The 25,062-nt window shown below is 52.8% G+C and carries 21 protein-coding genes and 1 pseudogene; 12 read left to right on the forward strand and 10 right to left on the reverse strand.

Annotated elements, in window-relative coordinates; translation table 11 throughout:
• Positions 1–125 precede the first annotated feature (125 nt).
• From ORD20_RS00760 to ORD20_RS00770, 3 genes and pseudogenes are all read right to left on the reverse strand, one after another.
• A complete protein-coding gene (locus ORD20_RS00760; protein ID WP_103375585.1) occupies positions 126–941 on the reverse strand; it encodes a carbohydrate ABC transporter permease in 816 nt (271 codons plus the stop codon).
• A gap of 21 nt (positions 942–962) precedes the next feature.
• Positions 963–1,454: a carbohydrate ABC transporter permease gene (locus tag ORD20_RS00765; RefSeq protein ID WP_430626407.1), complete on the reverse strand. Its 492-nt coding sequence runs from the start codon at positions 1,452–1,454 to the stop codon at positions 963–965.
• A gap of 187 nt (positions 1,455–1,641) precedes the next feature.
• Positions 1,642–2,235, reverse strand: a pseudogene (locus ORD20_RS00770) (ABC transporter ATP-binding protein); the annotation flags it as partial.
• A gap of 16 nt (positions 2,236–2,251) precedes the next feature.
• Between ORD20_RS00770 and ORD20_RS00775 the strand changes: the two are divergent.
• Genes ORD20_RS00775 through ORD20_RS00785 form a run of 3 tightly spaced genes read left to right on the forward strand, consistent with a single transcriptional unit; the run spans position 2,252 to position 5,434 of the window.
• A complete protein-coding gene (locus tag ORD20_RS00775; RefSeq protein WP_158246266.1) occupies positions 2,252–3,547 on the forward strand; it encodes an extracellular solute-binding protein in 1,296 nt (431 codons plus the stop codon).
• A 12-nt stretch (positions 3,548–3,559) separates the two neighbouring features.
• Entirely contained in the window at positions 3,560–4,540 is a 981-nt protein-coding gene (locus ORD20_RS00780; protein WP_103375589.1) for a carbohydrate ABC transporter permease, read from the forward strand.
• 48 nt (positions 4,541–4,588) lie between these two features.
• Positions 4,589–5,434, forward strand: coding sequence for a carbohydrate ABC transporter permease (locus ORD20_RS00785; protein ID WP_103375590.1), 846 nt, complete (start codon positions 4,589–4,591; stop codon positions 5,432–5,434).
• Positions 5,435–6,012: 578 nt separating this feature from the next.
• Here ORD20_RS00785 and ORD20_RS00790 read toward each other — a convergent pair.
• On the reverse strand, positions 6,013–7,296 hold the full coding sequence (locus tag ORD20_RS00790) for an MFS transporter (protein WP_103373779.1): 1,284 nt from the start codon (positions 7,294–7,296) through the stop codon (positions 6,013–6,015).
• Positions 7,297–7,453: 157 nt separating this feature from the next.
• The gene (locus ORD20_RS00795) at positions 7,454–8,845 is read right to left on the reverse strand and encodes an ISL3 family transposase (RefSeq protein WP_103373778.1); all 1,392 of its coding nucleotides are present in this window, start codon (positions 8,843–8,845) and stop codon (positions 7,454–7,456) included.
• A 204-nt stretch (positions 8,846–9,049) separates the two neighbouring features.
• Here ORD20_RS00795 and ORD20_RS00800 point away from each other — a divergent pair, with 204 nt between their 5' ends.
• Together ORD20_RS00800 and ORD20_RS00805 are read left to right on the forward strand one after the other, a co-directional pair.
• The gene (locus tag ORD20_RS00800; RefSeq protein ID WP_158246085.1) at positions 9,050–9,535 is read left to right on the forward strand and encodes a site-specific integrase; all 486 of its coding nucleotides are present in this window, start codon (positions 9,050–9,052) and stop codon (positions 9,533–9,535) included.
• Positions 9,532–10,455, forward strand: coding sequence for a tyrosine-type recombinase/integrase (locus ORD20_RS00805; RefSeq protein ID WP_255398078.1), 924 nt, complete (start codon positions 9,532–9,534; stop codon positions 10,453–10,455). Before ORD20_RS00800 ends, ORD20_RS00805 begins: the two co-directional genes overlap by 4 nt.
• A 1,171-nt stretch (positions 10,456–11,626) precedes the next feature.
• Here ORD20_RS00805 and ORD20_RS00810 read toward each other — a convergent pair.
• From ORD20_RS00810 to ORD20_RS00820, 3 genes are all read right to left on the reverse strand, one after another.
• Positions 11,627–12,682 (reverse strand): MFS transporter, encoded by a 1,056-nt coding sequence (locus ORD20_RS00810; protein WP_430626408.1) that lies wholly within the window; start codon positions 12,680–12,682, stop codon positions 11,627–11,629.
• Complete coding sequence (locus ORD20_RS00815; protein WP_430626742.1) at positions 12,612–12,908, reverse strand: hypothetical protein; 297 nt, start codon at positions 12,906–12,908, stop codon at positions 12,612–12,614. Before ORD20_RS00815 ends, ORD20_RS00810 begins: the two co-directional genes overlap by 71 nt.
• 157 nt (positions 12,909–13,065) lie before the next feature.
• On the reverse strand, positions 13,066–14,457 hold the full coding sequence (locus tag ORD20_RS00820) for an ISL3 family transposase (protein WP_103373778.1): 1,392 nt from the start codon (positions 14,455–14,457) through the stop codon (positions 13,066–13,068).
• A 1,313-nt stretch (positions 14,458–15,770) separates the two neighbouring features.
• On the opposite strand from ORD20_RS00820, the gene ORD20_RS00825 reads away from it, so the two are divergent.
• A complete protein-coding gene (locus ORD20_RS00825; protein ID WP_103375912.1) occupies positions 15,771–16,577 on the forward strand; it encodes a dienelactone hydrolase family protein in 807 nt (268 codons plus the stop codon).
• A gap of 893 nt (positions 16,578–17,470) precedes the next feature.
• Here the strand turns inward: ORD20_RS00825 and ORD20_RS00830 are convergent.
• Positions 17,471–18,478: a lipoate--protein ligase gene (locus ORD20_RS00830; RefSeq protein WP_103375914.1), complete on the reverse strand. Its 1,008-nt coding sequence runs from the start codon at positions 18,476–18,478 to the stop codon at positions 17,471–17,473.
• A gap of 135 nt (positions 18,479–18,613) precedes the next feature.
• Between ORD20_RS00830 and ORD20_RS00835 the strand changes: the two genes are divergently transcribed.
• From ORD20_RS00835 to ORD20_RS00845, 3 genes are all read left to right on the forward strand, one after another.
• Positions 18,614–19,339 (forward strand): VIT1/CCC1 transporter family protein, encoded by a 726-nt coding sequence (locus ORD20_RS00835; RefSeq protein WP_103375915.1) that lies wholly within the window; start codon positions 18,614–18,616, stop codon positions 19,337–19,339.
• Entirely contained in the window at positions 19,336–19,530 is a 195-nt protein-coding gene (locus tag ORD20_RS00840; protein WP_103375916.1) for a hypothetical protein, read from the forward strand. Before ORD20_RS00835 ends, ORD20_RS00840 begins: the two co-directional genes overlap by 4 nt.
• A gap of 160 nt (positions 19,531–19,690) precedes the next feature.
• Entirely contained in the window at positions 19,691–20,551 is an 861-nt protein-coding gene (locus ORD20_RS00845) for a PhzF family phenazine biosynthesis protein (protein WP_158246306.1), read from the forward strand.
• Here the strand turns inward: ORD20_RS00845 and ORD20_RS00850 are convergent.
• The gene (locus ORD20_RS00850) at positions 20,540–22,639 is read right to left on the reverse strand and encodes a transglycosylase domain-containing protein (protein ID WP_103375918.1); all 2,100 of its coding nucleotides are present in this window, start codon (positions 22,637–22,639) and stop codon (positions 20,540–20,542) included. The two genes, ORD20_RS00845 and ORD20_RS00850, sit on opposite strands and share 12 nt — an antisense overlap.
• Before the next feature lie 243 nt (positions 22,640–22,882).
• On the opposite strand from ORD20_RS00850, the gene ORD20_RS00855 reads away from it, so the two are divergent.
• From ORD20_RS00855 to speB, 3 genes are read left to right on the forward strand one after another with little or no spacing between them, the layout of a single operon-like run.
• Positions 22,883–23,344 carry a pyruvoyl-dependent arginine decarboxylase gene (locus ORD20_RS00855; RefSeq protein ID WP_103375919.1) on the forward strand — a complete coding sequence of 154 codons (462 nt, stop codon included), beginning with the start codon at positions 22,883–22,885 and terminating at the stop codon, positions 23,342–23,344.
• 34 nt (positions 23,345–23,378) lie between these two features.
• Entirely contained in the window at positions 23,379–24,191 is an 813-nt protein-coding gene (gene speE / locus ORD20_RS00860) for a polyamine aminopropyltransferase (protein ID WP_103375920.1), read from the forward strand.
• Complete coding sequence (gene speB, locus ORD20_RS00865; RefSeq protein ID WP_103375921.1) at positions 24,188–25,045, forward strand: agmatinase; 858 nt, start codon at positions 24,188–24,190, stop codon at positions 25,043–25,045. The genes speE and speB overlap by 4 nt, the downstream gene beginning before the upstream one ends.
• The last annotated feature ends 17 nt before the right edge of the window (positions 25,046–25,062 follow it).

Genomic DNA, 25,062 nt, shown 5'->3' on the forward strand with positions numbered 1-25,062 from the left:
GCCCGTCGTCGCCGCAGTCCGGGAAAAATGTGTTCGTTTTGAGAATTTGGATGGTTGCGTCATAGCATATCGCCGTCCTTTTTATTATATGGGATAAATCTTTCGCTTAACGCGCTATTGCGGATTTAGTCTTTGGCGTTCAGATCACCCCCGGCTACTGCTTGCACAATGTACCGCTGAGTAAAGGCAAACACTAGCAGGATGGGAGAGAGTGCAATGAGAGCGGCAGAGGCCAGCTCTCGCCAATTTGCCTCGTACGCTTGCATATAGTGGCTTAAAGCTAATTCAATGGGTTGAATTTGTGGGCTGTTAGTCATAATCAACGGCCACTGAAATTGATTCCATGAGGCAATAAAGGTTAAGAGCACGGTTGTGGCTACGGCCGGCTTGGCCAAAGGTACCGCAACGCGCCGGATATAGGTGAGCGTGCTCACGCCTTCGATACGGGCAATTTCCCCAAAGCTCACAGGGATCTTCTTGAAGAATTGGCGGAACAGGAAAATGCCCGAGGTGTTTGCCGCAAAAGGTACCACCATTGCGGCATAGGTATTGAGCATGTGAAGGTGGAATAGAACGACGTATTGGGGAACGAGTAAGGCTTGTTGCGGCAACATCATGACGCCCAAAATGAGAAAGAAATACGCTGATTGCCCTTTAAAAGGGATTTCGGCAAGGGCATATCCGGCGAGGGCGCTGGTGGCTACGACCAATACAATGGTGGCTGTGGTGATTCCCACACTATTCAGTACATAGCGCATCCAATGAGTATGGGTCAGAACATATACCATGGGTGCCCAGTGAAACAGAGGAGCCCAGACAGGCGGGAGATGATAGACGGCTCCGTGATACCCGGTAGCCACTACGAGAATCCAGTACACAGGAACGATAAACAACAGTGCCACAACGAATCGCACCACCAGCCACAAACTTGAAGCTCGCATGAATTTTATCCTCTCTTTCCGCTAGCGGTAGAATACAAAACGATCCGCAAGCCATTTTTGTATCAGAGTGAGCCCTAAGATGAGAACAAATAGAATCAGGCTCATCGCTGACGCCAGTGAAAAGTGCAAGTACAAGAAGGCGGTTTGGTAAATGAGAAGTGAATCCGTGGTGGTTGAAAAGGCGGGCCCTCCCGCGCCCCCATGGGGGCCTCCCGTGAGGGTGTAGATTTGCGAAAATGTTTGCATGGTATTAATGGTTGCGAGCACAATCACAAAGAACGTGATGGGCCCTAAAAGAGGCCATAAGATTCGCCTAAAGACGCGCCATCCTCTGGCTCCGTCGGTGGCGGCGGCTTCTAACACGGATCGGGGAATCGAGGCCAATCCGGCTAAAAACAAAACGGTGTATAAGCCTACCGAGTGCCACAACGTATAAATCATCACGGAGGGCAACGCCCAATGCACGCTTTCGAGCCAATTCGATGGAGGAATGTGAAAAAAGTGTAACACCACATTGGCCAGCCGTCAGGCTAATAGGATGATGGTGCCAATGACCATGTGTTTGGCAATGTGATCCTAACGATTCTATCGTGGTGGGCTCAAAAGGAAAGGTTAACGCATTGGCGAGTGGCTTGAGCACGATGTCTTCTGGTCTAAATCCCATATAGACTGTGTCCGATATGGAATGTTTTGGAAAGAGAGAACTGACTGTTGTTGGAAGAGACAGTGGTATTTCTGGACAATGTGTGGGTTTGAACCATGCCATGTTTTTATCCACGCCAATGCGTCCCGGAACGATGTTCATGGACGGGGAACCAAAAAACTTAGCCACGAAGGTGGTGGAAGGATGCGCATAAATCTCAGTAGGCGTCCCAATCTGTTGAATGCGTCCTTGATCCATCACCATGATGCGATCCGCCATGGTCATCGCCTCGGTTTGGTCATGCGTTACATAAATCGTGGTGATTTTTAGGCGGTCATGGAGCAAACGGATTTCTGTGCGCATATGATCCCTAAGTTGTGCGTCGAGATTTGACAAGGGTTCGTCCATTAAAAAAACTCGTGGATTTCGTACCAACGCTCTCCCGAGGGCTACTCGCTGTTTTTGCCCTCCAGACAGCTCGCTAGGTCGTTTGGAGAGTAGCTGATCAATTTCCAGCAACGCAGCCACTTGCTGAATACGCTGAGCTATCGTGTTCTTGGGCGTCCTTTGAGCCTCGAGGCCAAAACTCATATTGTTATAGACCGACATGTGGGGGTAGGGGTTTTGTCCGAAGGAGCTGATGTGCCTCATGAGGATTCTAACCGCAATGAGAGTGTGCGCGCTCGGAGTGAGTGGTGGGTTAATATTAGCGGGGTGTGGAGCAACCTCAGCGGCCTCCTCAAATAATACAACACCATCTAGCCATACAAAGACGGTCGTCACCTTTTGGGAATCGCATAGTGCTACGAATCAGCAAGGAGAGGCGATAGCTCAAATTGTCAAGCAGTTCAACCAAACACATCCTTCCATCCAAGTGGTGGTGCATGTTACACCGGCGTCTGCGAAAGCACTGGCGGCCGTCCAAGCGGGCGACCCTCCCGTCATGGCGGAAATTGGACATTTGCCCCAATATGGCTACGAACAAGCAGGGGCTTTGGTTAATTTGAGCAGTTTGCCTCATAGTCATCTGGTAGGCGCATGGCCAGCCGTTTGGCAAGCCGAATTTACACCCCAACACCAGCAATATTTATTTCCTGCGGATATCAAGGTCGCAGAATTCTTCTACAATGCGACGCTTTGGAAACAAGCCGGCTTAACGCAAACACCCACCACGTGGGCCCAACTTATGCATGATGCTCAAATGATTCAAGAGAAGACAGGGGCCATAGGTTTGGGCGCGCGTTTGGATCATAATGACTGGTTACCATTGTTTTATTCCAACGGCGGGCACTATTTTAAGCGAGGAAATCCTCATCAACTCGATCTGAATTCCCCCGCCATGGCCACGACGATTCGGGAAGTGGTTGCCCGGGACAATTCTCCCTATGTGAAGATTTTATCCTACGATACCAGCTTTGAGGATTTTGCCTCAGGCAAACTAGGCATTTTGGAAAATACAGCAGATGGATATGAAATGGTGCGGGAGGAGGTGGCAGGAAAATTTCCGGTCGGCGTGTTTGCTCCTCCCCCGGGAACAACCGGCCATTCCGAGGCTCTATATCAAGGTTTGAGTTTCGTGATTTTCCAACATGCTACCAAACCTCAGCAGCAGGCCGCATGGTCCTTCATTCAATATTTTGATTCGCCTTCAGGACAAGCGGTTTGGTCGACAATAGGCGGGGAGCCGCCCGTCAGCCAAGAGGACATCGCTGCTGTTCGACAAAAAGCGGGCAATCAATTCGGTGTCAACCCAGGGCCGTATGCGGGCACAGCGGTAGCGATCCAGGAACTGCAATCCGGACATGTGATCCATAAAATTATCGGACCGGAGCAAACAGAGATTGATACGGTTATCCAGAATCAAATCCAAAGTGTGATCCAACACAAGGAATCTGTCAGTGAGGCCCTGACCGCCATGCAAAAACAAGGCACCGCCTTTTTGTCAGGAGCAGCTGTTCAATGAGGAGGACTTTCAATGCAAGACGAGTTAGACACACTGCTGGGGCGCCGCATTAGCCCTCCACAATCTTTGCGACGACATTCTTTTTCCCAGGTGGCACAGAGCCGCCTGGGGTGGTTGTTGGTATTGCCTGCCCTAGGCCTCTTAACATTATTTACTTATGGCCCTGCGTTCCTTGTGATGATTATTAGTTTTTTTCATTGGAGTTTGGGTGGGTTTTCTGACTCCCAATGGGTGGGAACCTTGCATTACCAACAATTGCTCAATCCTATTTCAGGGTTTTTACAGTCATTGACGGTAACTTTCTACTATGTAGGATTAATGGTGCCATTTACGATTGTTTTGGGGTTGAGCATTGCCTGGATCTTTCGGGGAACTGGTCGCAAACCCTCTTCGTGGGTCACTTTTACGCGGGCTGCGGTCTTCTTGCCCTTTATTACCCCAGCTATCGCCACGTCTATAATCTGGGTGTTTATCTTCAACCCGCAGTTTGGGTTAGCGAATGCCGTGCTCAAGGCCCTCCACTTGCCAGCACTGGGGTGGCTCGTAAGTTCGACGTGGGCCTTGCCAGCTGTGATGATTAATAATCTCTGGCACAACTTGGGATTTACAACCGTCTTATTTCTGGCCGGGTTGTCGAATATTCCGTCGGAAGCGGTCGAAGCGGCATGGCTCGATGGCGCGAATGGATGGCAGACCTTTCGCTACGTGATCTTACCGTATTTGTCGCCAGTCACGTTAATGGTGGTGATATTGACGACGATTCAAGCAATGCAAACGTTTGGATCAATCTATGCGATGACTGGAGGCCAGTTTGGGGGAGGAGGAGGGCCGTTGAATTCGACAACAACCACCGCGATTTACCTTTATAAATCTGCTTTTATTTATTTTCATTATGGCTACGGGGCAGCGGTGTCTGTGGTTCTATTTTTTCTTATTTTGGTTCTGACCCTTTTGCAAAGAAAGATTGGAGAACAGTTTACATTTTATCAGTAGCGCCCCTCGATCGGAAGCAAAATCCTCGTCCGAAAGGAAAATGCTAAAATGCGCACAGCGGTTTATCAACGAAGAACCTGGATGCGGTTCCTTTTGCAGGCTCTAATTGCCTTAAGCTTTTTGTTTCCCTTTTATTGGGCGATTGTGTTGAGTGTGGCTCCGAAGAATCGCGTTTTTACGTTACCTCCGGACTTGGTGCCTGGGTGGGATTTTCATCCGTGGGAAAAGGTTTTTCGCGCGGCGCCATGGGGATTATACTTGTTGCACTCGACGATCATTACGGGGGCGACGATTGTGTTGGTGCTGGTCAGCAGTGTCGTGGCCGGCTACGCTCTCAGTCTTCCGCTATTCCGCGGCCGGGAAATTGTTTTTGGTATTCTGTTGGCGGGTTTGATGGTGCCTCCCGAAGCAATTCTTATTCCAGATTACCTCGTGACTTATCATCTCCACTTGCTGAACACTCTTACAGGTCAAGTCCTACCGTTTGGGGCCAACGTCTTTGCCATATTTATTTTTCGGCAGTTTTTCAAAACTTTGCCCAAAGAGTTGATGGATGCTAGCCAATTAGACGGGGCCTCGTGGTGGCACTATCTTTGGTATATTGCCTTGCCAATGGCGAAACCTGCGGTGGCAACCGTGTCTCTTCTAACCTTTGCGTCACAATGGAGCCAGTTTCAGTGGCCTTTGATCATCACCCAGGGGAATCGGGCCCGGCCTATCGAAGTGGCACTGTCCTATTTCCAGGGATTCGATGGGACTCATTGGCGCGAATTAGCTGCCGCATCACTTTTGACGTTAACTCCCATTTTCATTGTTTTTGTATTTACGCAAAGGTATTTTGTGGTGTCGGTCGCTGGGCGAGTTGAAGATCGCCAGTCAACGACCCCGCCCTAAAGTTATCTTAAGTTTCTAATTTTTTGTCTACAATGTATATCATGAAGATCTTTCCGATCAGATTGATTCCTAATAGAATAATTGGGTATTCGGATTTCTTGATTGACCTCTGCGGTTATGCGTCTGGCCGACGTCGGGGCATTTCTGTTGATCGGGCTATGGGATAGGCAAACCACGGTTGGTCAAAAACTGAGGGCAAACACTTCTGCGCTAACGCCCCCATCTTGAGCGCTTTGAGAAAAGGCCCTCCGAGACATTCCCCCAGTCTCGTTGTGCACCTATTCACTATTCAATACATTGTCGGTTCGTTTGGCGGGCGCGCTCGACATCGTCGGATAACACGGGCGGTGATTTTTCATCCAGAGATTTCGGCACGATGGAATGTACTTACTGTTGCAAATACGGCGAGCATTTCTGAGCAACTAAATGTGTCGCAGTGTGCAACGCCAATCCGTCACCGGATCTTCCGAACGAGCCGAACGTCGTCGACCCCATCCGGCCGTCCCTTTTATCCCTCTTCTCAGCCACATGCCTGACTATTCCGTTGGAAACTGGATGCCGAACGCTGGAACGCTTTGCTATTGAGACACGGATGTGTCAGGCACCCGACTCCAAGGAGCGCGAAGCGAGGCGACGACAAGTCCGAGAAGCATCGTGGCAGCGCCTCCAATGGTGATCGTGGCACCGGCGCCCCAGACGCTGACTACCACCCCCCCAATCAATTGCCCCACCGGCAGGCCGGAACTCGTCACGGACTGAAACACCCCAAAGACACTCCCCCGCAGGTGATCCGGGATGAGTCGCTGTTGCCATGTGGCCGCCACAATATTGTATGGAGAGTACACCAGGCCGCCGCCGAACAAGGTGAGCATAGCCTCCCACGGATGGGTCGTGAACCCCGTTAACCCACTGAACAGTCCCCACCCGATGATGACGCCGGTTATGAACCATCGTAGGCTCCACTGGGGCCTAAAGCGGCTCCAGAGAAGTGTACCCAGGAGCGAACCGACGGCGAAACTACTCCAGACGAGACCGAGAGTCCCGGCTCCCGAATGGTAGACCCGATCTACCATCACGGGCAAAGCCGGCTCCAACGGCCCGTACGTGAGATTGAAAAATAGGGTGACCATGCCGATGATCAACAGGGCCGGACTGTTCCATAAGAAGCGCCATGGGTTTGGCGCGGGATCTGACGTGGTTGACGGGTCGCGAGGGAAGCGTGTGCGGTACCGCGTGGCGGGAATACCCATTAGGGACAAGACGTACGCCGCGTAACACGCGGCGGTCACAAGCAAAGTCAAGGGAGCTCCGATCGCCGCCACTAGAATGCCTCCCACGGCCGGACCCAAGAGGGTCACGAGACCGCTGCGGAATTGGGAAAATCCATTCGCCACTTCGAGGTCATTAGCGCTCACGAGGTTAGGCAAGAGCACGCCGCGCCCAATCATGGATAGCGGTGACAGGGCGGCGGCCGCCGTCACCACTCCAACCAAAATTGGAAACGTGAGGATGTGCATCCACGTCATGATGGGAATGGACAGGTAGAGAATCGCCTGACCCACATTATCGATCACCATCAAACGTCGACGTGGTAGTCGGTCGAGTAATCGGCCGATGAACGGGCTGGTGGCCATACGGGCAATCGGGATGACTGCTAAGATGATGGCGACCCGGACCGACGACCCGGTTGTCTTCAGCACGAACCATGCCAGCGAAATCGAGACAAATTGTAAGGCGAGCAAAACCAGGGTAGAACCGGTCCAGTAGATGACGAAAAACTTGCTATGAATGAGTGTGCGATACGTGCTCGTTCGGGCCACCCCATTTTCGGTCGGAATTACGATGTGCGGCGACACTTGCATACATCGATCCTAGCAGAGGGGCCTCGAGACCACCATAAGACCTTAGGCGTATGCCCGGGGGCGAAAAATCTGCCCGGTCTTTCGGTCCCTCATACGCGCTATCCGTCTTACAGTGGGCCTCGACTCGGCCGAACAACTGGCTCGCCATCAGGCGTCCTCAACAACGCATCGAAACCCGACATCCAGCGAACGATACAGCAAAAAACGTCGGCCAGTTCATGTCCTTATGCGAAAAGTAGTTTGTCTTGGTGTACTCCCAGCAGTTGCCGGCCATGTCGTGGATTCCATAAGGACTTACGTTTTTCGCGTTGATGCCAACGCGAACGGTTGTGCGACTGGGAACGGTGTCATTGATTTGAGTCAGGATTTCACGCCAGACCGGAACGGAATCGAGCTGCGGCTGGTCAAAGACCGTTCCGATCCAAGTCAGTGCCGACGCGTCGAACTCATCGCCCCAAGGGTACAAACGCCCATCGGTTCCGCGCGCGGCCTTTTCCCATTGCTCGGCGGTCGGCAAGTCCTTGCCAGACCAGCGCGCATAGGCCCACGCATCGTACCAATCAATACCTGTGTAAGCGTCAAAGAATCCCCACCTTCCTTTTGGTGGGGATTCTTTGACGCTTACCTCTTCGTGGCTCCGGCATTCGAAGAGACGGAAAAAGTCTTCTTTTCGACGGTGCACTTCCCCCAGACCCGGGAAGTTTTTTGTCCACATGGACAACAGCAATTGCTCCCGGTCGGCCAGGTCGGCTTCCCGCTTCAACAGGACAAACCGGTCGTGCATGAGTCCGCGGCGCTGGGCCGGCGTGAGCGACTGCCGGAGTTGCTTGCGGACCCGTTCGACCGCGGCATTGGCCATCTTGAGCACGTGGAACTTGTCAATGACAATGATGGTCTGGGGCAAGACGGCCTCGACGGCTTCCTTGTACGGCCGCCACATGTCCATGGCCACCAGTTGAATCCGCGAGCGATTCGGGAGCTGCCCTAAGTATCGCGCGACCGTGTCTTTGCGGCGATCCACGAGGATGTCGACGAGCGTGCGTTCCCGCACATTAGTGACCACGCCGCGCGGTTTGGTCAGGTGGATTTCATCCAGTCCCAGCCAGGTCGGGGTTTCTACCCGTCGCCAGGCTTCCCATTGAGTCACGTACTCACTGAACACATCGCGCACCGTGGCTTCGTCGATTCCCACCTCCTCTGCGACATGAACAAAGGGGCGCCGCATCGCTTGGGGTCCCAACCAGGTCACGAGGCGCTGCGTCATCAACCGCTTGTCATTCACGTCGGGCAAGGTCTCGTAGAATGTCCGATGGCACGACTTGCAGCGAAATCGACGGGTGCGCAGGTATAGTCGTACCCGTTTGCCGTGCATCGGGAGATCCCGAATCCACTGTTCCCGATGGCCAAATCGAACGAACCCACCATGGGCGCAATGGGGACAGGCAGCCGGCCGTTCCGGAATTTCGGCTGCAACGTGGTAGGCATCATCGGTTTCCTCAAAGGCGGTTATGGTGTACCGAGGGAGGTTCAAGAAGTTGGGGATCTCCACGATGTCACCCTTTCCGTCCGCCGCGATCTGTTGACCGGCTTAGAACAGGGTATCGTGTCAACGCCACCCAGATCAATCATAGAATCTGATTTTGCTTCGAATTGTCATGTGCGGTCGAATCCCGAAAATCAATCACAGAATCCGGATACCCGAATAATTTAACTAGAGGAATTCTATTACGTGTAAAACATGAAGGTGTGTGCGATGAAGGTACAGAAGGTTCGTTATCCTCGGAGGAAGGATGGCGATCACATCTCATGGACCGTCGTGGGAGAGGATTTTCTTCCCGTCCCTGAAATTGAAGATTACATGGCCTTTTTGAAGAATATCGAGGCATCGCCCAACACCATTCATGCGTATGCGCATCACCTCAAACTCTTTTGGGAGTTTTTGAGGGATACCCATCAAGATTGGCGAACGGCAGGCTTGGAGACGTTGGCTCAATTTGTGGCATGGTTGCGCAATCCCCAGCCGGGCACACTGCCGATGCAGAGCACGGAAGCCCAACGCACCCAAGCGACCATCAACGCCGTCCTCTCGGCCGTGTCGGCGTTTTATGATTTCCACGCCCGTGTGGGGCATATCGAAGAAATTCCTGGGATGAAGGAGCACTATGGGGCACGGCGGTACAAAGGATTTTTGCACCATCCACGAAAACCCGGCCGTCTCAGGTACGCATCATTAAGCTGAAAGCGCCACGCAAGGTCCCGAAAACCTTAACGGTAGACCAAGTTCAGCAGATTTTGGCGCACTGCCGACATCGTCGGGATCGGTTTTTGGTCGCGTTGCTGTATGAAACCGGGATGCGGATTGGACAAGCCTTAAATCTCCGCCATGCCGATTACCTGGTCCACGAATTGGATGGCATTGACAGCGACTATGTCTTTGTCAATCTGTGGGGTGGGGCCCGGCCAACCGCTCACGTATCCGGCCGTCTTCGATCTGTTTGCCCGCCTGAGTCGCGAGCGCACCAGTTACAGGTGCTGATGGACTGGCTGAACACGTCGGCCATCTGTACAACGTCGCTGGTGGAACAAGACGTGGCGAAACATCTGGTGTCGTTTCGGACGTATCTCACGACGAAGGGAATCGCACAAAAACTCGTCGAGAAACGGTTGGATGGGAGCCAGACCGTACGGGTCTATCATAAAGACGATCCGACACTCTCTATTTTGCGTCAGTTGTACCGAATCCTCGAGGACGCGTATGATGGGCGTGAAGAATACGAGAAATCGGTTTGGAACGTCAAAAAGTTGGGGGTATCCGTCAACGGATCGCGTTCGGATTATACATTGAATTTTACCCATCTGGCCCCCGAGTGGTTGCAAACTGCGGGCAAATGCTTCATTCGCTATAGCCTGGCCACCAATTCGGTTCCAGAATGTCAGAATCGCCTCATGGCATTAACGTGGTTTGGACGGTTTTTGCGGAGTCGTACACAGCCTATCGCGCCACAAGAGATCGACCGCCCTCTGATTCTTGAGTATTTGGGCTATTTGCAGGGGAGCTCACTATTCCATGACTCTCGAAAAAAGCGGCTGATTGGTCTCCGAACCTTTTTGGAGGTGGCGGCCCGGAAGGATGGGCTTCCGTGCCTGCACAGCGCCTGATCTATTCCGAGGATATCCCCCGTCCAGTCGAACCAGCCTCGCGCTATATTCCGGAAGACGTGATTCAACAACTGAACCGCCACCTGGACGACCTGCCATCGGAGATTCAACGGATGGTGCTCATTGTACAGGAATGCGGTAACGCTAGCTGATCAATGTTTGCAAAACATCACGCCACGCTATTTTGGCACAAGAATCTTCGTCATAGAAACGTCTACGAGGAATGGGGCGGCTTGTAGCAACAATTTTCAGCTTCGCCTAAGATAACTAAAGGGCGGAGCTTGCGACTCCCCACCGGTTACTCGATTCCCTGAAGGTGCAGGTCATAGCGCCAATCGGGTGGTGTCGGCGCTTATCCCGATTATGTCGTCGGCACATGGAGGACCACCGGCTATGGCGGTGGACGAGATGCGTCGTGCCAAACTGCTAGGTCCCGTCGAAGAATCGTTCCATGCCTGCCGGGCGAAGGGGACCGGCACGCGGCCGGCCACGTATTGAGCGAGAATGCGCCGGCCTTCAGATTCCGGTTGCTTGAACCCGCTCCTCTGGCAAAACAACAGCAGCAATATAGGACTGTCGGGTGGGCACGTCCATCTCTACAAGAAGTCCGCGAACGAGCAACAAGAGGGAAGCTATCGTAGCCGTCGGGGAAAACGGAACCACCATTAATAAAATGGGGTATTCGGATTTCTTGATTGACCTCTGCGGTTATGCGTCTGGCCGACGTCGGGGCATTTCTGTTGATCGGGCTATGGGATAGGCAAACCACGGTTGGTCAAAAACTGAGGGCAAACACTTCTGCGCTAACGCCCCCATCTTGAGCGCTTTGAGAAAAGGCCCTCCGAGACATTCCCCCAGTCTCGTTGTGCACCTATTCACTATTCAATACATTGTCGGTTCGTTTGGCGGGCGCGCTCGACATCGTCGGATAACACGGGCGGTGATTTTTCATCCAGAGATTTCGGCACGATGGAATGTACTTACTGTTGCAAATACGGCGAGCATTTCTGAGCAACTAAATGTGTCGCAGTGTGCAACGCCAATCCGTCACCGGATCTTCCGAACGAGCCGAACGTCGTCGACCCCATCCGGCCGTCCCTTTTATCCCTCTTCTCAGCCACATGCCTGACTATTCCGTTGGAAACTGGATGCCGAACGCTGGAACGCTTTGCTATTGAGACACGGATGTGTCAGGCACCCGACTCCAAGGAGCGCGAAGCGAGGCGACGACAAGTCCGAGAAGCATCGTGGCAGCGCCTCCAATGGTGATCGTGGCACCGGCGCCCCAGACGCTGACTACCACCCCCCCAATCAATTGCCCCACCGGCAGGCCGGAACTCGTCACGGACTGAAACACCCCAAAGACACTCCCCCGCAGGTGATCCGGGATGAGTCGCTGTTGCCATGTGGCCGCCACAATATTGTATGGAGAGTACACCAGGCCGCCGCCGAACAAGGTGAGCATAGCCTCCCACGGATGGGTCGTGAACCCCGTTAACCCACTGAACAGTCCCCACCCGATGATGACGCCGGTTATGAACCATCGTAGGCTCCACTGGGGCCTAAAGCGGCTCCAGAGAAGTGTACCCAGGAGCGAACCGACGGCGAAACTACTCCAGACGAGACCGAGAGTCCCGGCTCCCGAATGGTAGACCCGATCTACCATCACGGGCAAAGCCGGCTCCAACGGCCCGTACGTGAGATTGAAAAATAGGGTGACCATGCCGATGATCAACAGGGCCGGACTGTTCCATAAGAAGCGCCATGGGTTTGGCGCGGGATCTGACGTGGTTGACGGGTCGCGAGGGAAGCGTGTGCGGTACCGCGTGGCGGGAATACCCATTAGGGACAAGACGTACGCCGCGTAACACGCGGCGGTCACAAGCAAAGTCAAGGGAGCTCCGATCGCCGCCACTAGAATGCCTCCCACGGCCGGACCCAAGAGGGTCACGAGACCGCTGCGGAATTGGGAAAATCCATTCGCCACTTCGAGGTCATTAGCGCTCACGAGGTTAGGCAAGAGCACGCCGCGCCCAATCATGGATAGCGGTGACAGGGCGGCGGCCGCCGTCACCACTCCAACCAAAATTGGAAACGTGAGGATGTGCATCCACGTCATGATGGGAATGGACAGGTAGAGAATCGCCTGACCCACATTATCGATCACCATCAAACGTCGACGTGGTAGTCGGTCGAGTAATCGGCCGATGAACGGGCTGGTGGCCATACGGGCAATCGGGATGACTGCTAAGATGATGGACCCGGACCGACGACCCGGTTGTCTTCAGCACGAACCATGCCAGCGAAATCGAGACAAATTGTAAGGCGAGCAAAACCAGGGTAGAACCGGTCCAGTAGATGACGAAAAACTTGCTATGAATGAGTGTGCGATACGTGCTCGTTCGGGCCACCCCATTTTCGGTCGGAATTACGATGTGCGGCGACACTTGCATACATCGATCCTAGCAGAGGGGCCTCGAGACCACCATAAGACCTTAGGCGTATGCCCGGGGGCGAAAAATCTGCCCGGTCTTTCGGTCCCTCATACGCGCTATCCGTCTTACAGTGGGCCTCGACTCGGCCGAACAACTGGCTCGCCATCAGGCGTCCTCAACAACGCATCGAAACCCGACATCCAGCGAACGATACAGCAAAAAACGTCGGCCAGTTCATGTCCTTATGCGAAAAGTAGTTTGTCTTGGTGTACTCCCAGCAGTTGCCGGCCATGTCGTGGATTCCATAAGGACTTACGTTTTTCGCGTTGATGCCAACGCGAACGGTTGTGCGACTGGGAACGGTGTCATTGATTTGAGTCAGGATTTCACGCCAGACCGGAACGGAATCGAGCTGCGGCTGGTCAAAGACCGTTCCGATCCAAGTCAGTGCCGACGCGTCGAACTCATCGCCCCAAGGGTACAAACGCCCATCGGTTCCGCGCGCGGCCTTTTCCCATTGCTCGGCGGTCGGCAAGTCCTTGCCAGACCAGCGCGCATAGGCCCACGCATCGTACCAATCAATACCTGTGTAAGCGTCAAAGAATCCCCACCTTCCTTTTGGTGGGGATTCTTTGACGCTTACCTCTTCGTGGCTCCGGCATTCGAAGAGACGGAAAAAGTCTTCTTTTCGACGGTGCACTTCCCCCAGACCCGGGAAGTTTTTTGTCCACATGGACAACAGCAATTGCTCCCGGTCGGCCAGGTCGGCTTCCCGCTTCAACAGGACAAACCGGTCGTGCATGAGTCCGCGGCGCTGGGCCGGCGTGAGCGACTGCCGGAGTTGCTTGCGGACCCGTTCGACCGCGGCATTGGCCATCTTGAGCACGTGGAACTTGTCAATGACAATGATGGTCTGGGGCAAGACGGCCTCGACGGCTTCCTTGTACGGCCGCCACATGTCCATGGCCACCAGTTGAATCCGCGAGCGATTCGGGAGCTGCCCTAAGTATCGCGCGACCGTGTCTTTGCGGCGATCCACGAGGATGTCGACGAGCGTGCGTTCCCGCACATTAGTGACCACGCCGCGCGGTTTGGTCAGGTGGATTTCATCCAGTCCCAGCCAGGTCGGGGTTTCTACCCGTCGCCAGGCTTCCCATTGAGTCACGTACTCACTGAACACATCGCGCACCGTGGCTTCGTCGATTCCCACCTCCTCTGCGACATGAACAAAGGGGCGCCGCATCGCTTGGGGTCCCAACCAGGTCACGAGGCGCTGCGTCATCAACCGCTTGTCATTCACGTCGGGCAAGGTCTCGTAGAATGTCCGATGGCACGACTTGCAGCGAAATCGACGGGTGCGCAGGTATAGTCGTACCCGTTTGCCGTGCATCGGGAGATCCCGAATCCACTGTTCCCGATGGCCAAATCGAACGAACCCACCATGGGCGCAATGGGGACAGGCAGCCGGCCGTTCCGGAATTTCGGCTGCAACGTGGTAGGCATCATCGGTTTCCTCAAAGGCGGTTATGGTGTACCGAGGGAGGTTCAAGAAGTTGGGGATCTCCACGATGTCACCCTTTCCGTCCGCCGCGATCTGTTGACCGGCTTAGAACAGGGTATCGTGTCAACGCCACCCAGATCAATCATAGAATCTGATTTTGCTTCGAATTGTCATGTGCGGTCGAATCCCGAAAATCAATCACAGAATCCGGATACCCATAAAATGGAGGAGGGGATGTGGGTAAATACGGCTGTATTTAATAACCCAATATAGCGTGCAATTCGCGCCGCTAGGGGAAATGATACGGCCGCCATTAGGTCGATTCCGAAAAATAGTATTGCCAGATGTGTCATTGACATATGAAACCGTACATGGAGCCAATAAACTATTAAGGGCGTGGTAACCATTCCACTACCCATACTATCTGCAACAAAAAGTCCAGCCAGTCGATATATTAATTTTCGAGATTTATCTGAGCGTACCTCTTTAATTGTTGAGGGAGGTGTGGGGCCGAGCGCTGTTAAATAGGGACGGTAACGGACAATTAGAAGTGAAGATAGGATACTTACGATCAGCCCTAGAGTTAGGTATGTCCAAAAAAGTATCCGTTCGCCTTGATAGGTTGAAAACCCAAGACTATGTGGAGCTGCTGCCGAGAGTGCACCCAAGGCTCCAGCTCCGGTCCCTACCATCCCATAGATCGAATAAATGCGAGTTCTTTGTGTTGCGGGGGTATGGGCTAACAAGCCTTCTTCGAGAGAGTTGGCAAACAATCCAGAGTTAGGGGGGACATAACCCAAGAGAGTTACCGGGAATAGCTCTAGGAGGGAATGGGAATTGACGTATATAAGCCCGGAGATCACCATCATTATTGAAGAAATGAAGAGTAATGGTCCGATCCCGTGTTTTGGGGCTAATCGAGTAAACAAGGCTGTATAAATCGACCCAAACAAGACCGCCACACCAATAAAGAGTCCTAGACCTAGAGCATGTAGTCCTAGTCTTGCTGCAAATAGCGGAAATATAATAGCCATAAAACTAGTTCCCATAGTTCTTAGACCATGCGCAAGGTTTATAACCCATAGGGCTCGATTTATCGGTTGCATAGGTGTTCTCCGGGCTAATTGGTGTGTTGGTATAAAACCCATGGTAACAATGCGCGCGTTCTTAGTCCACCCTGTGCGAATTCAGAAAGACGTTTAATTTAGGTCAAGTAGCCTAATGTCAGCCCCTTGGTGACGGCCTGACACATACGCCTTGAGGTTATTGTCGAGCGTTGCTTTTCTGGTGCAAGATTTACGTTAAAATTAAATGGGATTCAAATCCACAAAGGTTTAAGAGCAAGATAAAAGTCGCGTAACAATATTAGGAGTGGTGGCATGAAACTACAGACTCAGTGGATCACGATAGAAGACCAAGGGCTTCCGATGTCTGCCTATCAGGCAAAAGGGGAGCGTCAATCGGAGGGCGCACCAGCTATCTTGGTAATCCAAGAAATTTGGGGGCCGGATGAACACATTCAGGATATGGCCAATCGTTATGCTGAGGCGGGATATTTGGCACTAGCTCCAGATTTGTATTCTAAAGGAGGGCGTCCCGCTGCGCTCGCGTTTGACCGTATCGAGGCTGTCAAGCGGTTTTTTGATACTTTGCCGCAGCAGGCATGGATGGATGAAAATCTGCGCCAACAGTATTTGAATGCCTATCCCGATGATGAGGCCAGGGATCTTAAAGAAACCTATACGATGTTGTTTAGTCGTCGCGATCCTGACCAAATGGCCAAGGATCTAGCCCTTTGGGTTGACTACCTCAAATCGCAAGGGCATGACGTCGCCAGTGTCGGATATTGCATGGGTGGCGCTCTCGCTTTTCAACTGGCCACCTTGGTGCCCGATCTCAAAGGAGCGGTTTGCAATTATGGGGTTGCACCAGATCCGCAAGCGATGGCTCACATTCAGTGCCCTGTAAAAGGATTTTACGGAGGCGAAGATCACCGGATCACCGATCAGGTTCCCGAGGTGGCCAAAACCATGGCAGCTTTGGGTAAAGAGTATGACTACACAATTTATCCAGGGGCTGGCCACGCATTCTTCAATGACACAAGAGCCTCTTATGCACCCGATGCGGCGCGTGACACGTGGGCGAAAACGCTGGCCTTCTTTGATGAAGTCTTTGCCAAGAAGTAACAGTCACAAGGACCGAGGGGGCTGTTCCAAAAAAGAGGCGGCCTTTTTGTGCAGGGGGCAAAGGAAACATACAGGCCCCCTCCGGTCATTCTTGGAGGGGGCCTTTTTTAGTGATTGTGGGAGATACTCAACATCTCCCATGTGGTTCTCGCTTTTTCCAATCCGCGTAATAAAAACCGCCGGAAGCGGCGGTTTTTTTGTAATCTTATCCCAGCAGGCCGCGTCTAAGAGAAGCAGGAGGGAGAACCGTCGCGAGACGGGCTCATGGGGACAGCAGACCTGCATGGAGACGAACAAGAGCTTGCCTTATAAAGAGACGGTCTATAAATGATGGTGAGGCACGATGCATGTCACGATCACAGTGTCTCTGCCTTTGCGAGCCATAGCACTGTATGTTCTGTGCTGCATTACACGACGCAAGAAACGTCGCTAAACCCTCACATCGCCGCTCCTGCTCACAACAGGAACGGTTCTTACTTACACCATTCGAAAGTCTCTGTGATTATTCAAATCGTTGACCTCGTAAAAAGCCTATGCTCATCAACCGATCTGTAATCTGTAATAAAGATTTTTGCGCTGTGGCATTTCGAACACAGTTTGCAGAGCGATTTGAATCCGAGGAGACTGCTCTCAAACCTGTTAGCAGCAATAGAACGTCTAGCTATTCAAGCAGGTGGGAACGGCAATGTGATGATATTGCACGACCGTCTGGCGCAGCGCTTAAGCGCTTGGAACTAGACTGCCTTGGGGGTGCGATCGCCGCCTAGAAAGCCGGCCCAGCGGAACCTTTGTATCGCCCATGATCGCCTAAGAAAAGACCCCCTCCAAGGATGATCCGGAGGGGCCTTTCTATGCCTCCTACTAAAGAAGGCTGTCTCTTGAGAGATGGCCTCTTATTGCGCTGGGCTTGTGTCAAAGAGGACTTGCAGCACTTCTTGGCGGGATATGGCGCCAAAGTATTCTTCAATAGGCAGCGCTTCTAATATCGGTGCAACCGTGTCTAATTGATAACGCTGTTGGATAAGGGCCGCTTCGAACTCGTGGATGTCGCGTTGTCCTAAAAAGTCTCCGTAAATGCGGCAGGCGTGAATGATGCCATCTTCTACAAACAACCGCACGTCAATACTGCCTTGGGCAAATTTTTCGTGGGCGGTGAGATTGAATGCCGGGGACTTGCCCCAGTTCCAGTCCCATGTGCCGTACCGGCGTGCGACAAGGTCCATGACGGCGGCTTGATCTTGAGGACTCCACGCATAGGCGGGTTCCAGGCCTTGGTTGTGACTGCCGATGATGGTGGCCAACGTGGCGCTAAATGCCTCGAGTGTTACGTCTTTGGGCAAATAGGGCTTGATATTGGTGACCCGGCTCCGTACCGATTTGATGCCTTTGCTTGCGATTTTATCTTGACGGACGTTAAGAACTTTTGCGACCACATCGAGATCTGAGTCAAAGAGAATCGTGCCATGGTGCAATAAATGGTGAGCTGTGCGGTACTGGGCATTACCTGAAAACTTTTGACCTTCTATTGTGATATCATTGCGACTTGAGAGTTCAGCTTTTACGCCGTAATGGGCCAGCGTTTCAATTACCGGCAGCGTAAAAGAGCGGAAGTCATTAAAGGACTGCCCCTGGGTGGAGACAATCAAACTGAAATTGAGGTTGCCCATGTCGTGATAGACGGCGCCACCGCCCGATAGCCGTCTGACCACCGCAATCTGATGTTCGGCTAAGTACAGCTGATGCACTTCTTCTGCGGTGTTTTGATAGCGCCCAATGATGACGGCGGGTGAATTTTGCCACAAAATCAGGTAGTTGTGCGCGGGATCGAGATAGCGCACGGCGTACTCTTCTAGAGCCAAATTGAAGTGCGGGTCATGTGAGGTGTTGACAATCGGAATCATAGGTTTGCCCTTCTTTCTTTATCCGTCATGCACTTGTTCTCATCATAACGCATTTTCAGAAGCAATGATTCTCATTCGCTTTAAGGCGATTCTCAGTTGAAGGCTACGTATAATGGCGCTGAAAGGGGTGGCAACATGACGGAGAATGCAGTGCCGCACGCGCGTACGGAGGTCGTCAGACATTCGCCAGCTGCGCGGTCAATCCGAGAAGTCGTTTTCGGCGTGAATGATGGCTTAGTCTCGATAACGGGACTGGTTGTAGGGGTCACGGCGTCCAACATGTCATCGCACCAAATTCTTATCGCCGCCATCGCAGCGGTCGTAGCCGCCACAGTCGCCATGGCTCTAGGTCAATATTTGGCCACAGTCGCCCAAAATGAGTATTTCTTGGCGGAACGGTCACGTGAAATGCGCGAGGTGCATGAGGTCCCGCATGAAGAAATTGCCGAAGTGGAAGGGATTTATAAAGCGCAAGGCTTTACTCAGGAACAAGTGGAGATGTTGACGAAACACATTACATCGGATAAGGATCGTTGGGTAGACTTTATGATGAAAGAAGAATTGGGGATTATGTTGGAAAGTATGGATCACCCGTGGCGGTCGGCGTTGATTATGGCCGGTGCCGTCATCTTAGGATCGCTACCGCCCGTATTGCCTTATGTCATCATTGCCAATCCGCACACGGCCCTTATTTGGGCGATGGCGTTGGCGGTCACCACGGCATTTGGTTTGGGGGTCCTCAAAGCGGTCGTGGGGAAAACGTCGTGGCTAAAAGGCGGGGCGCAATTTTTGTTGGTGACGGCCATCGCTATCGCCGTCGGAATTTTTGCCGGCCATGGGTTGGCGGACTTGCTCGCATGACGCCAGACGCCCTATATCGACAGGCATTAGCCGACTTGCTGGATGAAGAGGAAGAAGCCGGAGGCGTATGGTTTGACCCTGAAGCGGCCTGGGCGTTTTATGTGCTGTGGCAGATGCTATGGCTGCCGACAATCCAAGGCATGAGCCCGGGTCTGCGAAGAGTTTGGATGGCACAGTGTCGACCGTTGTAGTTCAGACGGGCGGGAAACCGCCTGTTTTTTATGCCCACCAAAAATTTCTTGGAAAAATTTGCTGGTTTCGTCCTTTTTGTTTTAGGATGTCAATAGATGTCTTAAGAAAACATCTGCGAATGTTCAACAGCTATGTCAAATCCTAAATGAGGGGAACCGTGTGAATACTGAACAATGGCCCTTTGTACAAGTCGATGTCTTTGCCCATGAGGTATGGCAAGGGAATCCGGTGACCGTATTTTATGATGTGCCCGCACAGATGGAGAAAGAGGCGCTGCAAGCGTTAGCCCGTGAAATGCATGGGCCCGAAACGCTTTTTGTCACGGAGTGTAGTGATGGCAGCAGGGTGTGCCTTGCGCGGCTGTTTACACCCGAACGCGAGTTATCGTCCTTGGGCCATGCGGCCCTTGGCGCCTATTACGTGCTGCAGCAGCAAGGGAAAACACAAGAAGGCTCGATTCATCTGGCGGCTGCCAAAGAGAGTGTAGTGTGTCATGAGGACGACCAGCAATGGATTTGGATGGCCACCGCACCGTTGATGGTGAAAGGGCTTGCAACAGCTGTCGGCGAGTGGCTTAACCAGTGTGGCCTTGGGCACACCGCGATTAATGGGATGATGCCACCGGCTTGGGTGCCAAGCGAGTTGCCGCAGATCTTAGTGTTTGTGAATAGTGTTCAAGATTTGGCGAAGATCCATGTCAGTCGGGAACATCTGTTGACAATGGACCAAGAGTGGGGTGCCAAGGGGCTTTATGCATTAGCGTTGAGTGGCGCAGGTGCCTTTACGGCTCGTTATTTTAGTGAACATTACCTTGTTGCCCCGGCGGCCGCAGCCATGGCCTTAGGCAGCTACCTTTTATATTGCGCAGGCGAAACCCAAGCCCGTCGTTTTGTGGTCACCACGACCGATGAACGTTTTTCTGAAGTCCATGTGAGGCTCAATACGCAAAGGCCAGGATCTTTAGAGATTGGCGGACACGTGGTGGCTTCAGTTCGAGGTGCTGTTTCGCTAGGGCGTTAACGCCTTCAAGATCGCTTTGAGAAGACTCTGGTTTGAAGTTCCGGCGGAGGATGTGCTGCCGCCGGATCCTGCACTTCCGCTTCCTGTTGAGCCGCAGCCCGGACTGACTTTGGTGGGGGCATGGCCTTTAATGAACACCTCTCGGTAAGCATTGCAGCATCCATTCGATAACAAACCGGTTTTAAAGCAGACGGATTTCCAGACTAAACCAGGAGGTTGGCGAAAATTCTTTTTCGGCTGGCCGGCTAGGGCCATTTTCATAAAATGGGCCCAAATGGGACCAGCGCCCCGGTCACCGGTCAAGCCCAATGGGCTATCATTGTCGTTGCCGACCCAGACGGCTGCAGCCAGCTGCGGCGTAAATCCGACAAGCCAAGCGTCGCGCTGTTTAGACGAGGTGCCGGTTTTGGCTGCGGCGGGACGGTTGATGATGGGCTCGAGGTCATGGGCAGTCCCGACGGAGCTTAATAAGGGCGCGGTGAACAGATTCGTGGTGACGTATGCCACTTGCGGACTTAAGACGCGGGTTTTATGGGGAGCATCTTGAAAGATGGTTCGCCCATTTTGATCGACGACTTTCAGCACGCCAAAGGGCCGAATGCGGTAGCCGCCATTGGCGAGGGTGGAAACACCCCGGGCCATTTCGTAAGGGGTCACATCCGACGATCCGAGAGCCGTTGTCAAATTATCTGCTAGCGGGCTCGTAATACCCATTTCATGCGCCATGTGGATCATGGCCGGCGGTCCTACGGTATCCATCCACTTTACGGCAACAATATTGTCAGATTCCGCAATGGCGCGGCGAATGGTCAATGGGCCATTATACACATGACCATAATTGTGGGGCACATACCATTTGCCATGTCCCGCAGGAAACCGTACAGGCGCGGAATCTTTGACACTTGACGTCGGATAGCCGTCGTGAATAACGGTGGTATATAAGAAATATTTCATGGTCGAACCGGGCTGCCGCAAAGCTTGGGTTGCGCGGTCGAGCTGCGTTTTAGCATAATTGTCCCCACCTACCAGCGCTTCGATGTAGCCGTTGCTCGGGTTGATGGCACAAAGACCTACTTCCGGCTCGGGCACGCCATGCACATCGGTGGTAGAAGGAAGATACCACGACACCGCATTTTGGGCGGCTTGCTGCATAGTCCAATTCATGGTCGTGGTGACAGCATAACCTCCATCATAGAGATTTTTTCCAATCTTCGGATCTAATCGCGTCAATTCGTTGGCGATAAATTTGGTGAAATAGGGGGCACGGTCGCCCAGTGGGGGATTGTTCGCGAGATTTAGCGGCGCGCTTTGGGCGGCTAGTTCTTGGCTTTTCGTAATATAATGCAGGCTTTCCATGCGCGCAAGGACGACATTGCGGCGTTGACGGGCAATTTCCGGATGAATATAGGGGTCGTCATAAGAAGGGGCATTCACGATGCCCGCGAGTAGCGCGGCCTCCGGCAAGGTTAAGTAGCGGACGGAATGACCGAAATAGGTTTCAGAAGCCGCCTCAACTCCATAGGCTCCTTCCCCAAAATAGACGTCGTTGAGGTACATGGACAAGATTTGGCGTTTATTGAACATGGTGGAGAGTTTTAGGGTAATGAATAGTTCTTTGAATTTGCGAGAAAATGTCCGCCTATCACTTAAATAGAGATTTTTGGCCAATTGTTGGGTAATCGTGCTTCCGCCTTGCAAAATCTGGTGACTTGTAATGTCGACCAGAGCCGCGCGAGTAATGCCTAGGGGATCAATCGCCGGTTCAATCCAATAGGTATCGTCTTCAATAGCCACTAGGGCATTTTGCATCGACGCAGGGACATCCTGATAACTAACGGGGATGCGGTTTTCAGCCCCGGTGAGCACGCTGACCAAATGGCCATGTTGGTCATAAATTCTCGTATCAGCAGGCAATTGTGGTACGGGCAGAGCCAACCACGCGGTGGGTAAGAGCAATACGGTCGCGCCAATGACCACAGCCGGTAAACTGATGGTCGCGGCGGTATTGCCAATGCGGTCGGTTAGCCGCCTAATCCATGCGGTCAGACTTGAGCGTTTGCGGTTTTTGCGCTGCCGGCGACTTTCCATGACAGAACCCCTTTCGTCCCTTGTTTGGGTTAGTATGGCGTATCGTCAAGGCAATCATTGCACCATTGTCTTCCACAATTGCTCAAATCTGTCGGGTTTGGTGCTTGCAGTATGAAAGCTGGCGGCAATGGTCACAATTCCTTTGTGTCGGAATATGACGACTGTCCATCAATTAAAGATTGTATTCCTCTGGACGTTTGCTATAATTTGCAAGGAAATTTGTCCGAATAAGGAGGCACACCGTTGCTCGAAACCCCAAAGAAATTTACGCTCGTGTCTGGTTCAGCAGAAGGCCCGAGCCGGCTTAATGCATTTGACAATGCGCTGTTGGCGGCTGGGATTGGCAATGTCAATCTTCTGCGTGTCAGTTCGATTCTTCCCCCTAAAGCCATTTTGGTGCCGCATTTGGAGATTATTCCAGGCCAACTGCTGCCTACGGCGTACGGAACCATTACCTCAGACTTGGCCGGGGAGAAGATTGCTGCGGCGGTCGCAGTCGGCATTGGCGAAGAGGACGAATATGGCGTGATTATGGAGTTCTCCGGACGCTGTGGACGCGAAGAGGCGGAGGAGACGGTCGCCGAAATGGCTCGTGCTGCCTTTGCCCAGCGCAAACGGACGCTGAAAACCGTGTTGGTGCAATCTGCGGAACACCAGGTAGAGTCCATCGGCTGCGCATTTGCTGCAGTCGCGTTGTGGTATTAAGCCGGAATCACGGCAGAAAGGCGGATGAACAGCGATGAATACCTGGTTTACAGAATTACAGACGCAGGCAGTGAGTCTGGGGTTGAAAGTGTCACGGGTGCTGTGGCACGAACAGACGCCATATCAAGAATTGGCGGTGTTGGACACGGTGCCGTTCGGGCGCATGTTGGTATTGGACGGGGCCATTCAGACGACCATTCAAGATGAGTTCGTCTATCACGAGATGATTACCCATGTGCCTTTGACTTTACATCCCCAACCACGCAAAGTGGCCGTCATTGGGGGCGGAGATGGGGGGGCCATTCGGGAAATCCTGAAACACCCAAGTGTGGAAGAGGCTCACCTGATTGAGATTGACGAAAAGGTTGTCGAGGCAAGCAAGCGGTTTCTTCCGGAAATTTCGGAGGCCCTTGACGATGAAAGGGCCCATGTGCACTTTACCGATGGCATTCGTTGGGTGCAAGAAGCGCGCGATTTTGACCTGATTATTGTGGATTCCACGGATCCGGTAGGACCGGCGGAAGGCTTGTTTGTCCCCGAGTTTTACCGTAGCATCTATGACGCCTTAAGTGAGAATGGGATAATGGTCGCGCAATCGGAGTCCCCCTTTTTGCAGCCCCATATTATCCAACGCGTGATGACGGGGGTCTCGCAGTCTTTTCCCGTGACCCGCTTGTATCTGGCTGCTATTCCTACCTACCCCTCGGGGTTATGGAGCTTTACGCTAGGGTCTAAAGAGACACTGGGGACGCCCCGTTCTGTTTCCTTCCCGACGCGGTATTGGACGCCGGAAATTCAGCGCAGTTGCTTTGCCTTGCCTCGGTTTGTGGAGGATCTCATTCGATGAGGGACGTCTTTAGCCGCACCGATCGCTTCTTAGGCATGAATGCCGATTTTGAGCAAGCCCAATGGGTGTATTTTGGGATTCCGATGGATTTTACCGTGTCGTTTCAGCCGGGCTCACGGTTTGGTCCGGCCCGGGTTCGCGAGGCGTCTTACGCTATTGAAACCTATTCGTTAGCGCAAGATCGGGATTTGGAAGATCTTCAGATTCATGATGCAGGTGAAATCGAGTTGCCATTTGGCAACGTCGAAGAAAGTCTTGCTCGCATTAACTTGGCCGCTGAGACTGTATTGTCGCAGGACAAGAAGTTTTTTGCTCTCGGAGGCGAGCACTTAGTGACTTTGCCCCTGATTCAGGCTGTGGTCAAGCGCTATCCTGATGTGGTGGTCATCCATTTTGACGCGCACGCAGATTTGCGGGAAGACTATATGGGCGAAAAACTTTCGCACGCCACGGTTTTGCGCCGGGTCAGCGAATGGATTCAACCCGGACACCTCTACCAGTTTGGGATTCGTTCCGCGACCCGGGAAGAGGTGCGATATGCCCGGGAGTTTGGTCACTTTTTCCCACATGAAGTGGTTCAGCCATTAAAACAAATGATGGGTGAGTTGCGAGGGCGTCCCGTGTATGTCACCATGGATATTGACGTCATTGATCCGGCATTTATGCCGGGGACGGGGACACCCGAGCCCGGGGGAATTTCGTCCCGCGAGGCCCTCGAAGCTGTGAGCCTGTTGAAGGACTTGAATGTGGTGAGCATGGATTTAGTGGAAACCATGCCCGCTCATGATTTGTCGCAGCGTTCAGCAGTGTTGGCAGCTAAATTGGTCCGGGAAGCCCTCGTAGCAATGGGGTAAGAGGGCAGGAGGAATTT

It is taken from the genome of Sulfobacillus thermotolerans (genome assembly GCF_039623705.1).
Taxonomy (GTDB): Bacteria; Bacillota; Sulfobacillia; order Sulfobacillales; family Sulfobacillaceae; genus Sulfobacillus; species Sulfobacillus thermotolerans.

Coding starts and splice junctions, on each gene's coding strand:
- ORD20_RS00835 (WP_103375915.1), top strand. CDS start 18,614: ATGACGGAGAATGCAGTGCCGCACGCGCGTACGGAGGTCGTCAGACAT.
- ORD20_RS00775 (WP_158246266.1), top strand. CDS start 2,252: ATGAGAGTGTGCGCGCTCGGAGTGAGTGGTGGGTTAATATTAGCGGGG.
- ORD20_RS00830 (WP_103375914.1), bottom strand. CDS start 18,478: ATGATTCCGATTGTCAACACCTCACATGACCCGCACTTCAATTTGGCT.
- speB (WP_103375921.1), top strand. CDS start 24,188: ATGAGGGACGTCTTTAGCCGCACCGATCGCTTCTTAGGCATGAATGCC.
- ORD20_RS00850 (WP_103375918.1), bottom strand. CDS start 22,639: ATGGAAAGTCGCCGGCAGCGCAAAAACCGCAAACGCTCAAGTCTGACC.
- ORD20_RS00810 (WP_430626408.1), bottom strand. CDS start 12,682: ATGGCCACCAGCCCGTTCATCGGCCGATTACTCGACCGACTACCACGT.
- ORD20_RS00780 (WP_103375589.1), top strand. CDS start 3,560: ATGCAAGACGAGTTAGACACACTGCTGGGGCGCCGCATTAGCCCTCCA.
- ORD20_RS00825 (WP_103375912.1), top strand. CDS start 15,771: ATGAAACTACAGACTCAGTGGATCACGATAGAAGACCAAGGGCTTCCG.
- ORD20_RS00760 (WP_103375585.1), bottom strand. CDS start 941: ATGCGAGCTTCAAGTTTGTGGCTGGTGGTGCGATTCGTTGTGGCACTG.
- ORD20_RS00840 (WP_103375916.1), top strand. CDS start 19,336: ATGACGCCAGACGCCCTATATCGACAGGCATTAGCCGACTTGCTGGAT.
- ORD20_RS00790 (WP_103373779.1), bottom strand. CDS start 7,296: ATGCAAGTGTCGCCGCACATCGTAATTCCGACCGAAAATGGGGTGGCC.
- speE (WP_103375920.1), top strand. CDS start 23,379: ATGAATACCTGGTTTACAGAATTACAGACGCAGGCAGTGAGTCTGGGG.
- ORD20_RS00800 (WP_158246085.1), top strand. CDS start 9,050: ATGAAGGTACAGAAGGTTCGTTATCCTCGGAGGAAGGATGGCGATCAC.
- ORD20_RS00785 (WP_103375590.1), top strand. CDS start 4,589: ATGCGCACAGCGGTTTATCAACGAAGAACCTGGATGCGGTTCCTTTTG.
- ORD20_RS00815 (WP_430626742.1), bottom strand. CDS start 12,908: ATGCAAGTGTCGCCGCACATCGTAATTCCGACCGAAAATGGGGTGGCC.